The 12,599-nt window shown below is 51.5% G+C and carries 12 protein-coding genes; 7 read left to right on the forward strand and 5 right to left on the reverse strand.

All coding sequences use genetic code 11. The features are described from left to right. Nucleotides 1-49 precede the first annotated feature (49 nt). The 3 genes from yidC to GJJ30_RS21905 all read right to left on the reverse strand — a co-directional run bounded on the left by yidC (nt 50) and on the right by GJJ30_RS21905 (nt 4,777). Entirely contained in the window at nt 50-1,888 is a 1,839-nt protein-coding gene (yidC, locus tag GJJ30_RS21895; RefSeq protein ID WP_154177318.1) for a membrane protein insertase YidC, read from the reverse strand. Nucleotides 1,889-2,005: 117 nt separating this feature from the next. After that, a complete protein-coding gene (gene pyrG, locus GJJ30_RS21900; protein WP_154177319.1) occupies nt 2,006-3,670 on the reverse strand; it encodes a CTP synthase in 1,665 nt (554 codons plus the stop codon). 126 nt (nt 3,671-3,796) lie between these two features. Further along, nucleotides 3,797-4,777 carry a GlxA family transcriptional regulator gene (locus GJJ30_RS21905; protein ID WP_154177320.1) on the reverse strand — a complete coding sequence of 327 codons (981 nt, stop codon included), beginning with the start codon at nt 4,775-4,777 and terminating at the stop codon, nt 3,797-3,799. Nucleotides 4,778-4,907: 130 nt separating this feature from the next. Between GJJ30_RS21905 and GJJ30_RS21910 the strand changes: the two genes are divergently transcribed. The 6 genes from GJJ30_RS21910 to GJJ30_RS21935 all read left to right on the forward strand — a co-directional run bounded on the left by GJJ30_RS21910 (nt 4,908) and on the right by GJJ30_RS21935 (nt 9,680). Beyond that, nucleotides 4,908-5,516, forward strand: coding sequence for an alpha/beta fold hydrolase (locus GJJ30_RS21910; protein ID WP_154177321.1), 609 nt, complete (start codon nt 4,908-4,910; stop codon nt 5,514-5,516). A gap of 69 nt (nt 5,517-5,585) precedes the next feature. Next, nucleotides 5,586-6,020 (forward strand): VOC family protein, encoded by a 435-nt coding sequence (locus GJJ30_RS21915; RefSeq protein ID WP_154177322.1) that lies wholly within the window; start codon nt 5,586-5,588, stop codon nt 6,018-6,020. A gap of 110 nt (nt 6,021-6,130) precedes the next feature. After that, nucleotides 6,131-6,715, forward strand: a complete 585-nt coding sequence (locus GJJ30_RS21920; protein ID WP_154177323.1) for a dihydrofolate reductase family protein — start codon at nt 6,131-6,133, stop codon at nt 6,713-6,715. 38 nt (nt 6,716-6,753) lie between these two features. Further along, entirely contained in the window at nt 6,754-6,990 is a 237-nt protein-coding gene (locus GJJ30_RS21925) for a hypothetical protein (RefSeq protein ID WP_154177324.1), read from the forward strand. 60 nt (nt 6,991-7,050) lie between these two features. Continuing rightward, a complete protein-coding gene (locus GJJ30_RS21930) occupies nt 7,051-9,219 on the forward strand; it encodes an outer membrane protein assembly factor BamB family protein (protein WP_154177325.1) in 2,169 nt (722 codons plus the stop codon). Nucleotides 9,220-9,350: 131 nt separating this feature from the next. Continuing rightward, nucleotides 9,351-9,680 carry a putative antibiotic biosynthesis monooxygenase gene (locus GJJ30_RS21935; RefSeq protein ID WP_154177326.1) on the forward strand — a complete coding sequence of 110 codons (330 nt, stop codon included), beginning with the start codon at nt 9,351-9,353 and terminating at the stop codon, nt 9,678-9,680. A 52-nt stretch (nt 9,681-9,732) separates the two neighbouring features. On the opposite strand, the gene GJJ30_RS21940 is transcribed toward GJJ30_RS21935, so the two are convergent. Then, complete coding sequence (locus tag GJJ30_RS21940; protein ID WP_154177327.1) at nt 9,733-10,008, reverse strand: hypothetical protein; 276 nt, start codon at nt 10,006-10,008, stop codon at nt 9,733-9,735. Between the two features lie 130 nt (nt 10,009-10,138). Here GJJ30_RS21940 and GJJ30_RS21945 point away from each other — a divergent pair, with 130 nt between their 5' ends. Continuing rightward, on the forward strand, nt 10,139-11,128 hold the full coding sequence (locus GJJ30_RS21945) for a sulfite exporter TauE/SafE family protein (RefSeq protein WP_154177328.1): 990 nt from the start codon (nt 10,139-10,141) through the stop codon (nt 11,126-11,128). 59 nt (nt 11,129-11,187) lie between these two features. Here the strand turns inward: GJJ30_RS21945 and GJJ30_RS21950 are convergent, their stop codons facing one another. Further along, nucleotides 11,188-12,399 (reverse strand): ABC transporter substrate-binding protein, encoded by a 1,212-nt coding sequence (locus GJJ30_RS21950; protein WP_154177329.1) that lies wholly within the window; start codon nt 12,397-12,399, stop codon nt 11,188-11,190. Between the last annotated feature and the right edge of the window lie 200 nt (nt 12,400-12,599).

The following is a 12,599-nucleotide window of genomic DNA, read 5'->3' on the forward strand; positions in this document are numbered from 1 at the left end:
ATTATGTGAATGGGCCGGTTTGCTTCAGAAAAGCAGTTCACCGACCAATTTATTTCTTCGTCCGTTTCTTGGCTTCTTCAGCCTGCTTTTTAGCTTCTTCGGCCTGTTGCAGCGAACGTTGCAGAATGTCCTGGAACTTCGATTTTTTCACGTCGCCCTTGGCAAATTTCTTCCGGTTTTCTTCCAGAACCGCCTTGATTTTGTCTTCGTCCACAAACTTGCGGATCAGCAATTGCTGGGCAATCGTAACGACGTTGGAAACAAAATAATAGAACGTCAGACCGGCCGGAAACGAGTTCAGCACGAACATGAACATCAGCGGGAACACATACCCCATCGCCTTCATATTGATCGGGCTGTTGGGTTGGGCGGGCGTCATCTGGTTGTTGTAGTAGGCATACGCCAAACTAGATCCGGTCATGAAAACCGTGAACAAACTCAGGTGCGACCCCAGGAACGGAATCGAAAACGGAAACTTGATGAACGAATCGTAGGTCGACAAGTCGCTCGACCACAGGAACGGTTGCTGGCGCAGTTCGATCAGGTTCGGGAAGAGGAAGAACAGCGACATCAAAACCGGCATCGTCGCCAGAACCGGAATACAGCCACTCAGCGGACTAACGCCCACCTGCTGATACAGTTTCATGGTTTCCTGTTGTTGCTTCGCCATGTCGTCGCCCACTTTCTCGCGAATCGCATTCACTTCGGGTCCCAGCACGCGCATTTTCGCCATGCTCACGTACGAGCGGTAGGTCAGGGGCGTGAGCAGCAGTTTCACAAAAACCACCAGCACAATGATCAGCAGACCGTAATTGGAAATGAACTTCTCCAGAATATTAAATACCGGTACGAAAAAGTACTTGTTGACCGGTTTCAACAGTGCGTACCCCAGGTATACGTTCCGGTCGAACTCCGGCGCCACTTCGTCGAGCAACTGGTAGTCGTTCGGTCCGAAATAAAACCGGTAATTTCCTTTCCCGCTTTTCACGTCCGCCAGCGGAATCTGTACATCGGCGATGGCGGTTTTGACCGTGCTGGAATCCCCCGGATTCACCAGCGTCTTAAAAGCCGCTTTTTTAAACGGGCTGTTTTCGGAGATAAAACCGGCCAGAAAATACTTGTGCTTGATGGTAAACCACTTAACGGGTTCTTCCACAGTGGCTTCCTGATCATTCGCGCCTTCCGATAGACCGTCAAAATTCTCGTCGGCTGAAAGGTAATTGATTGTCGCTGACTTGCGGTTTTCGGCCATATCGTTCTCGAACTGGCGCATCCGGTCCAGCCAGAAAAACCGGATATCGCTGTTGGCCAGCAACTTGTCCATGCCATTCAGTTTCAGGTCGTAATCGACCACGTATCCCGTTGCCGGAATGGTGTAGGTCTGTTCCACCGACTCGGTGGGCGACAGCGCCAGTTTGAACGTAATGGTCTGGGCACTTCCCTGAACGGTGGATTGTGCCGGGGCCGAAGTTTCAAAATACAGCTTTTCAATGTTAACCTTGCCCCGATTGGTGGGCAGTTCCATCACCATTTCGCTGCTCTGTTCGTTGATCAGCACCAGCGGCTTCTGGTCGAACGTCTTGTAGTTTTTCAGCACCACTTCCTTGACGCGACCGCCCTGCGTGCTGAACGTTACCCGAATTTCGGGGTTTTCGACGACGATATCGCGGCTTTGACCGACGGCGGCTGCGGCAAAATCACCATACATCATCCGGGAGGCCGCCGAATCCAGGGGTTGTTCCGCTTTTTTGGCGGTTTCCGGAGAGGGGGCCGAAGTTGCTTTTTCCTGTTCTGGTTTCTTTTCCGGAGCGGGCTTCGGTACTAACAACTGATACCCCAGCAACATCCCCAGTATCAATACAATACCAATAATTTGATTACGATCCATTTCTTTTGTTTAAGGTTCGAGGTTTAAAGTTTAACGTGGCCGGTAAGCGCTTCAAACGTTAGACTTTAAACCTCGAACAAATCTATTGAGTCCGCAAAAATACGGAGAAGCAAATGCTTAACCAATATTCGCCGTTGAGTCTACGAGCCGTTTATCCTGAGAATTCACCTGCGACGCCCGAACGAAATTTACAAACAGCGGATGAGGGTCCATTACAGTGCTTCGTAACTCGGGATGGAACTGCACCCCGACAAACCACGGATGGTTTTTCAACTCCACAATTTCAACCAGCCCGGTTTCCGGATTAATGCCGGTTGGCACCAGACCGGCCTTTTCAAACTGGTTTAAATATTCATTATTAAACTCGTACCGATGCCGGTGCCGCTCGCTGACCTGCGTTTTTCCGTAAATCTGGAACGCGAGCGAATCCTTCCTGATTTTGCAGGGATAAGCGCCCAGCCGCATCGTGCCACCCTTGTTGGTCACCTTTTTCTGGCTCTCCATCATGTCGATAACCCGGTGCGATGCATTTGGGTTCATTTCGGCGGAATGCGCTTCTGGCCAGCCGATTACGTTCCGGGCAAATTCGATACAGGCGCACTGCATCCCGAGGCAGATTCCCAAAAACGGAACCCCATTTTCACGGGCGTACCGGATGGCGTTGATCTTGCCTTCGATGCCGCGTTCGCCAAAACCGGGTGCCACCAGAATCCCATCAAGATCGCGCAGCCGTTCGGTTACCTGCTCATAATCGCCGAGGGTCTCCGACTGAATCCATTCGATATTGACCTTGCATTCGTTCTTGGCTCCGGCGTGGATGAACGCTTCGGCAATGGATTTATACGCATCGCGCAATTCGACGTACTTCCCAATCAAGCCAATCGTGATTGCATCCGTCGGATTTTTGAGGTGGCTCAGAAACTCCTTCCAGCTATCCAGATCGGCATCCTGATCATTGTACAGGTCCAGCATGTACAAGGCCCGCTGATCGAGCTTTTCCTTCCGCATCAGCAGCGGAACGTCGTAGATGGTATCGGCGTCGATGGCTTCGATCACCGAATTGACCTGAACGTTACAGAACAGCGCGATTTTCCGGCGAATGTCGTTGGGCAGCGGGTGTTCGGTCCGACAAACGATAATATCGGGCTGAACGCCGTTTTCGAGCAGCATCCGAACGGAGTGCTGGGTCGGCTTGGTTTTCAGCTCGCCCGCCGACGCCAGGTACGGAATCAGGGTCAGGTGAATTACCAGCGTATCTTTTTCGCCCAGTTCAAATTTCAACTGCCGAACGGCCTCCACAAACGGCAGCGATTCGATGTCGCCCACGCAACCGCCGATTTCGGTGATGATGATGTCGTATTCACCGGTTTCGCCCAGCAGCCGGATGTTCCGTTTGATTTCGTCGGTGATGTGCGGCACCACCTGCACCGTCCGGCCGAGGAAATCACCTTTGCGTTCGCGGGTAATAACGTTGTTGTAAATCCGGCCCGTCGTGACGTTGTTGGCCTGCGACGTCCGAATATTCAGAAACCGTTCGTAATGGCCCAGATCGAGATCGGTTTCCGCGCCGTCGTCGGTGACGTAGCATTCGCCGTGCTCGTATGGATTGAGCGTACCGGGATCAATATTGATATAAGGATCAAATTTTTGAATCGTGACCGACAGGCCGCGAGACTGAAGCAATTTTGCAAGCGAAGAGGCAATAATGCCCTTGCCCAATGAAGAAGTTACACCGCCCGTAACGAATATGTACTTAGCGGTTTTCTGACCGGATGGAGCCATGTCTGAAAACGAAATGTGGTTGTTACGGGATATAAAGGTAAGGAAACTTATTGAGAAAAGGGGAATCGCACCCGGGAAAAAGTTACGGTTTTGTGGTAAGCAGTTGACGATCAGGGCGCGGCTGGATTACGCAACCGCGCCAATTTTGTTGTATTTGTTCCGGTATTCGATGGGCGACAAACCGGTAATCTTTTTAAAGATGGTTCGGAAGGCTTTCGTATCGGAATAGCCCACGTCGTACATGATCTCGTTGATGTTTTTCTGGCTGATTTCCAGGTTCTTCTTGGCTGCTTCGATCTTCACACGCTGGATGTATTCGGCCACGGTGTTGGAAGTGGCTTTCTTAAACCGACGCTCCAGATTTCGCCGACCGAGTGCGTGCATCTCGGCCAGCTGGTCGATCGTGATTTTATCCTGAAAGTTTTTCTCGATAAACTCCTGCGCTTTCTTGACCGGCTCGTCTTCGTGCTCCTTTTGTCCCTGAAAAATCGTAAACGGCGATTGTGTGGCGCGGTCAATTTCAATCGCAAACACCTTGGCCGACAAAACCGCAATGTCGCGACCGGCGTATTTTTCAATCAAATACAAAATCAGGTTCAGGTACGAGAACGCCCCTCCACTCGAGTAGATGCCCATTTCGTCCGTAATGATGCGTTCCGTCACCAGATTCACGTCCGGGAACAGCTGCCGGAATTCGTTGGTAGCCATCCAGTGAGTGGCGCACTGCCGGCCTTTCAGCAAACCGGTCGAAGCCAGCAGGAAAGCGCCCAGACACAGACTGGCCACTTCCGATCCGCCTTTATACTGGTCGGTAATCCACGGAATAAAGTCCCGGTTTCGTTCCAGCGAAATCCGCAGATCACCGTCCAGCGCCGGAATAACGATCAGATCGGTTTTTTTAATTTCATCCAAAACCGCATCGGCATTTACCGTAAAAAGGCCCCCGCTCAGCGGAGTTTCTTTCGTCAGTCCAACCAGCTGCACCTTAAAAACCGGTGGTTCGCCTTTCATCACGTAAAACTGATTGACCTGCGTAAACAACTGCCGGGTGCCTTCCAGGCTACCTAAAATAGCCCCTTTGGGGACTAAGATCGATATATGCTTCATAGCGTCAAAAATAAAGAAACGGTTTGTCGTAATCAACCCCTTTTATTGCCGCGTTTACCCCCGCTGTTTGTCCGGTCATTCCCGTAGGTTTGTCGTGTTCATTTACTTATCAACCGGGCAAAGGAATCTGATGAAAAAGCAAGTCCTGTTCATTCACAGCGCGGGTCCGCAGCGGGGACATGCCGGAAGTGGCGACTTAGCGGCCTACCTGAAGAAGAGGCTGGGCCCGCGCTTCCGGGTGATCTGTCCTGAAATGCCGGACCCCGAAAATCCGTCGTACGAATCCTGGAAAGTGCAGCTCGACCACGAACTTCTGGCGGTTGAAAACCAGGTTATTCTGGTTGGCCATTCGCTCGGTGGCTCGGTTCTGCTGAAATATTTATTCGAAGAAAACCTGCAAAAAACGGTTGCCGGACTGTGCATCGTTGCGGCTCCGTTCTGGGGTAAAAAAGGCTGGAAAAGCAAAGAATTCGCCTTGCCGAATAAACCGTCGAAGCGTTCCTCACTCCCGCGGATTTTCCTTTTTCACGGCAGCGACGACGAGGTTGTACCCGTTGATCACCTCTCCTATTACGCCGAAGTGCTGCCGTTTGCTTCGGTCTGGCGGCTCGCTAACGTTGGCCATCTTTTCACCAACGGCAGTCCGGAACTGGTCGCTGCGATAAAAAAATTAGCCAAAACCGGTACCCTCCGGCGAGCCGTTGATTCGGGGAATAAATTACCGTTTCGCCAGGAGTAAAGGCATTATTAAACATCTCATTTTATTAAATAAAAACCACAAATCTTTCAACTTTAAACTACTCAGGCAATGGCAGTCATCAATCCCTACTTAAATTTCAATGGCAATACCGAAGAGGCTTTTAACTTTTACAAATCGGTATTTGGTGGTGAATTTATTATGGTGCAACGTTTTAAAGATACCCCACAAGGTGGGAATGTAGCGGAGGGAGAAGGTGACAAAATCATGCATATTTCGCTGCCGATTGGCAAATCAACCATTCTGATGGCCACGGATGCGCTCGAATCAATGGGGCACAAAGCTGAGCCCGGAACCAATTTCCAGCTCTCCATCGGTACGGAAAGTCAGGTAGAAGCGGACAACTTGTTCAACGGACTTTCGGCGGGAGGACAGGTAGAAGTTCCGATGTCGAAAATGTTCTGGGGCGCTTATTTCGGCATGTTCACGGATAAATTCGGCATTAAATGGATGGTCAGTTACGACGAAAACGCGCTGCCAGCCTGATGTAAACCGCTTCAATAACCAGACAGTAACAACAAATCAGTATCTGTGAAACACAGGCGTCCCGCAGCTTGGCGGGACGCCTGTTCAATGCCAACAACCCCTCAGGCGACATGAGAAAGGTAAAACTACAGGTGCAAATATCGATTGATGGCTTTGTAGCGACCTCAACCGGCGAACAGTACTGGATGGCCTGGAATTGGGACGACATTCTGAAGCAATACGTTTCGGATATCGCCAATTCCGTTGACACCATGCTGATCGGCCGGATCACGTATCAGGGAATGGCCAATTACTGGCCGTCGGCTGCCACAAACCCGGAAGCAACGGCAGACGAGCTGGAATTTGCCAGCAAAATGAACGAACTAACCAAGGTGGTTTTTTCGAATACTTTAACCACCGCCGATTGGTATAATTCACGCATTGCCACGGAACCAATCGAGGCCGAAATTGCTCGGTTGAAACGACAACCCGGAAAAGACATCATTATTTACGGCGGTGCCAGAATTGTTTCCTCCCTGATTAAATCTGGCATCATTGATGAGTATCATCTCTTCGTTAATCCCGTGGTGTTAGGTACCGGAATGCCCATCTGGAACCGCATCAGCGACCGAATGAATCTGAGACTGATCAATACCACCGCCAGCAGCACGGGCATTGTCATTTTATGCTATCAACCGGAGAAAAATATCTCCTGAATTTGAGCCTTTATTTATACCATCATAAAGCAGGTGTCATGGTAGAAGTTTTTAAAACTGACGTGCAAGATCAGCGCCAGGCGAAAAGGCTTATCGATCAGATACAAGAACTATTTTCGGATTACACCGCCAATTTTGATCTGGAAGATTGCGACAACATCCTGCGGGTTAAATCGGCCAGCGGTTTTGTCGAAGCGTGCTACGTCATCACGGTTTTGCGGGATTTTGGCTTTCACGCGGAAGTTTTACCGGACGACGACCTGGCATGTGCGTAATTTCTCGGGGCGATTGGTTATTATTACAACCCAAAGCACCATCCGACTACCATCTCTTTCATGCGTTCCGTTCACCTTCTGTTCCGGCGCTGGCTCAATCCTAAACGGAGCCTCCTCTTCACCACTTCGGCTTTCGTATTGCTAACGGGTTACCAGGCAAATGACGATAAAAACCGCAGCTGGAGCGTTTACAAAGCCGACGCCGAAAGCACCAGCTATTCCGCTCTTGATCAGATTTCCACCGGCAATGTCAGTCAGTTAAAACCGGCCTGGACTTTTCAGTACAACGACGCGCAGCCCGACGCGCGGGCAGGCAGCAGCGAATGCAATCCGATTATTATAGACGGTGTGCTTTACGCCACTTCGGCCCGGCACCGTGTTTACGCCGTCGACGCGTCAACGGGTGAGCAAAAGTGGTCGTTCGATCCCTTCGACGGCGGAACTGGCGGTGGCGTCAGCCGGGGGGTTACCTATTGGGAAGACGGAGCCGACAAACGGATTCTGGTAACCGGCGAAGACATTCTGTTTGCGCTGGACGCCAATACCGGAAAACCGATCCCGGGATTTGGCAAAAACGGGCGGGTTAGTATGAATGTCGGGCTGCGCGACGCCCCCGAAACCATCTCGGTGATTCCGACCTCACCCGGCATTGTTTACCGGGATCTGCTGATCATGGGAGCCGAGGTTTCCGAATTGTACGGCGCACAACCCGGTTACATTCGGGCCTACAACATCCGGAATGGAAAACTGGAGTGGACGTTTCACACCATTCCGCTGCCCGGCGAACCCGGCTACGAAACCTGGCCCAAAGATGCCTATAAATACGCCGGTGGCGTCAACGACTGGGCGGGCATGAGCGTCGACACCAAACGCGGAATGGTTTTTCTGGCGCTCGGTTCGCCCTCCTACGATTTTTATGGTGCCGACCGCAAAGGCTCGAATCTGTACGGAAACTGCGTCGTTGCGCTCGATGCCAAAACCGGTCAATACCGCTGGCATTTTCAAACCGTCCACCACGATTTGTGGGATTATGACCTGCCTGCTCCGCCGAACCTGGTGACGGTTGACCGCGACGGAAAGAAAACGGACGCCGTCGCTCAAGTAACCAAACACGGTTTTGTTTTTGTGTTCAACCGGGAAACCGGGGAGTCGTTATTTCCGATTGAAGAACGCAGCGTGCCGGTTTCTCACATTCCGGGGGAAGCCGCCTGGGCGACGCAGCCGTTTCCGCTGAAACCCAAACCGTTCGCCCGGCAGTTCATGACCGAAGCCGATCTGACTAACTATTCAACGGCGGGGCACGATTCGATTGTAAAGAAATTCCGGTCGATGCGGTATGAGGGTTTGTTTACTCCGCCGGATCTGAAAGGAACGCTAATGCTGCCCGGAACGCGCGGTGGTGCCGAATGGGGTGGTGCCGCTTACGACCCAAACACGAGCATTTTGTACGTCAAATCCAACGACTCGCCGGAAATCCAGTCGATGCAGAAGGTCGATCCCGAAAAAGAAGCCAAAGACAGGACGGTTTTTGCGCAGGGCCGAACGCTATATACAACGTATTGCGCGAGTTGTCACGGCAAAGATAAGAATGGTGATGAACCGAATTATCCCTCGCTGATTGGCCTCCGAAACCGGATGAGCCGGGAAGCGGCTTTGGCTAAAATTAAACAGGGCGGTGGAAAAATGCCGGCGTTTGCCAGCGTGGTCAAAGGTAAGGAAGAGGGCATTATTGCGTTTCTCTTCGATCGGGAAAAGGACTCCAATAAGGTGACGAAACTCGAAACTGGCCAGACCAAGAAAGGCGCGGACAAATACCTCAACCTGACGGCTTACGGCCATTTTCGGGATTCGCAGGGTCATCCGGCCATCAAACCGCCCTGGGGAACGCTGAACGCCATCAATCTGAATACCGGCGATTATGCCTGGCAGATTCCGCTGGGGAACGACCCGGAATTACAGGAAAAAGGCGCGCCCGAAACCGGTCTGGAAGGCTCAGGTGGACCGATTGTGACCGCCGGTGGACTGGTTTTCATCAGCGGCACCAAAGACCGGAAATTGAAAGCTTTCGACAAATCAACCGGAAAACTGCTCTGGGAAACCACGCTGCCCGGTATCGCCAATGCGACCGCCTGTACCTATTGGAGCGGCAACAAACAGTACGTCGCCGTATCGGTTGGGGGCACAAAAGAAAAACCGGCCGGTTCCCTCATGGCGTTTGCGTTGCCCTGACGGACTTGCCTTTTAAGGCATAGAAATTTTCAGTGATAAAAGTTTAAAATTTCAAGAATTAATCTTACTTTACACCGCATTCCATTGTACCTCGAATGCCCTTACATTCACATTTCTCGTACGGCCTGGCAATGAAAACAAATAAATGGAAATTATCCCTGCTGGTTTGGTCAGCCATGTTTCCGTTCAGTACATTAGCCACCTACGGTCTGTCGCAGTTTTCCTTCATGGCGCACTGGCCCCTGGTGGCAAGAACCTTCTGCCTGACCTGTTTGCTGGTACCGTATATGGTTTTCGTCGCCCTGCCATTCCTGAACCGGCGTTTTCGGAAGTGGCTCCAATCAAATCCGAGTGATCAGAACCAACGGATCCTGGCCGATCAGTCGCCAGATCGTTCATCCGAAACCAGTCAGGCCGAACCATCCTACCGGGGTTTAATGACAAACGGGACCGGTATTTGATTAAACACCAGCCCCGTTTAAACTCACCGGCCGAATACGTGGCGTCTTTCGATTATTTCCTCAATAATCCCAGAATAGTTTCCTGATTTGACAGAATGGCGTCCAGCGTTTCCTGGTTTTTGAGAATTGAATCCTGGTTTCCCAGTATTGAATTTTGGTTGCTCAGAATCGAATCCTGGTTTTTAATGATAGTGCTCTGGTTGGCCAGAATCGCATCCAGACTTTGCTGATTTTTGATGATCAACTCCTGATTTTTGAGAATGTTTTCCTGGTTGGACAGGATCGTTGCCTGATTGGCCAGCACCTGATCGTTGTTGTCGGTTGCCATAAGAAGAATCGTTTTATTTTGTATAATTGATGTATGATTGACCACCGGATTTAAGGCATCCGGCGGACAAGTATCAACGGCAAGTATTCCGAATTGTTTTTCTACTGATCAGATTATCAGTTTCCTACTAATGATAACACCACCGCCCACCCGTCGGATTCCGGTTTTATATTTTCTGTTCATGTTCTGCGTTCTGAGCACCTGGCTGTGGTACATCTCCTCGCTGGATGAGATCGGTTTTCTGGCCCGCCGGTGGGCGGCCGCACTGACCATGATTTTTGGCTCATTCATTGCCGGATCGAGTCCGGAAGGCAGCGCGGCCATTTCATACCCGGTTTTCACGCTGCTTCTGAAGATTCCCCCGCCGGTGGCGCGGAATTTCTCGTTCGCCATTCAGAGCATTGGCATGACGTCGGCCTCCCTGCTGATTCTGGGTCTGCGGGTCCGGGTCGACTGGAATTACATACGTTACGTAACCATAGGCGGAGTTTTCGGGTTGATTTTTGGAACATACTACGTGGTTCCCCTGATCTCGCCCGTGCTGGCCAAGCTGTTTTTTGTCTCACTTTGGCTGAGTTTCGGCATTACACTCTGGCGGGAAAACCGGAAACCATCCCGTTTCGTTTTCGACGCCATTCCCGATTTTCAGCGGAGCGATCAGGTACGTCTGGCCTTGTTTGGCGTAGTCGGCGGCATTATTTCGTCGATATTCGGGACTGGAATCAACATTTTCACGTTTTGCCTTGTGACGATTTATTACCGGCTCAACGAAAAAGTAGCCACCCCCTCGTCCGTCATTATCATGACCATTGAAACCCTGCTCGGCTTTTTTTTGCACGCCCAAATCCTGCGGGATTTCAGCCAGGAATCCTTCGAGTTGTGGCTGACCTGCATCCCGGTCGTTGTCTTTTTCGCGCCACTGGGAGCCTTTGTCATTACCAAACTTCCCCGAACCGTAATCGCCCGAATCCTGTACGTCATCCTGTTTGTTCAGTTTATCGGAGCGATGGTCGTTATTCGTCCCACCGCCACGCAGTGGCTGCTCAGTCTGACGACCCTGGGGGCAGGCCTGGGATTGTTTGCCTACATCGCCCGTCTTACCCGCCGACCAGCTGTCTGAAAAATGGAATTAGATTGTCGACCCGCCTTCGGGAGTTGTCGCAACAAGGCATCCGTTTGCTAATTGGATTTTCCGACCAGTTTCCACTGGTAGATTCCTCCGATTTTCTCAATGCCAAAATAGTCGAACGAGCCGGTCGCGCGGTCGCCGAACGTATCCAACGTGGTGGGGCCGGTGGCGCCGGTGTAGGCGTTGGCCTGCGTAGTAAACAAACTCTCCAGATTGTCCAGACTGGCCGGAACGCCGTTTCCGGCTTCCACGGTTTTGGCAATGACCCACATAGCATCGTACACCGCAATTCCGAACGCATCCGGGTCAATGCCGGTTTTTGTTTTAATCCGGGTAATCAATGGCTCCCAGGCGGATTTGTAGGCATCGGACAATCCGAAGGTCGGTGTAAAAAACTGGGTCGCAATCGCAAAGTCGGCGGCAGCGGGATCCGCGATCAAAGCGGCACTCAGGGCGACCCCGTCGGCGCCGTACCAGCGAACCGAACTCAAAACCGGGTCGACCGCAGCCTGTTTGAACAGGTTGACGCATTCGTCAAACGACGCCAGGTACACCGCCACTTTGGCAGCTCCGTAGGTCGTTGTTAAAGCCGTAATCTGAGTCTTGATGGCCGCGATCTGGCTTGAAAAATCTGTAACGGCGGTTCCGTACGGCGTCAGGGCCTGCACTTCGCCCCCGGCGGTGGTAAACGACGCCCCGGTAGCGGTTTGTAAACCTTTGTTACCGGCGTCATCGCGGGCAATCGTAATCAAACCGCGAATGCCCTGCGCGAAGATGGTTTTGGCGATGGCCGCTCCTTCGATTTTATCCGCCGGACAAAACCGGAAAACCGGGTCGTCGGCAATGGCCAGGCTTCCTGCCGTGCTTCCCTGGCTGATGACAAGGGCATTCCGGGATTTGGTCAGAGGCAAAATGGCCGCCAGTTCGGCGCTGGATTGGGGTCCGATAAAAAACCGGTGCCCGGCGTCGGCCGCCGTGGTGAAAAAACCGGTCGCCAGCGTGGCATCCAGCTTCGTATCGTAGGTTGTCATGCTCAGGCGATACGGGCTTCCTTTCTTTTCGAAATAGGCGTTGATGTCTTCTTCCGCAATTTCCATCGCGGCCGCCGTGGTGTTGCCCAGCGACGACCAGTTGCCCGTCAGTGACGATAGCCCGGCGATCTCAATGGTGGAAGGTTGTAAATGATCTTGAAGGGTGCAGCCGGAAAAGGAATAGCCCATAAAAAGGATTCCGGCAAGGCTCAGGTTTCGTAGGAATGTCATCGAATATTTTTTGCGAAAATATACGAATTATCTCATGTGAATGAATGACATTCCAGCAATATATTGTCCGACAAATACAATTTATCCGAATAGTGCCAGCGCGATCAATCTTTTTTATAGTATTACTAATCAGATTATACCAGTTGAACCGGTTCATTTTTGGCTGATATAATAAGAGGATTGAAAAACTGATAATACCT

The sequence above is a fragment of the Larkinella terrae genome (assembly GCF_009668025.1).
Lineage (GTDB): Bacteria > Bacteroidota > Bacteroidia > Cytophagales > Spirosomataceae > Larkinella > Larkinella terrae.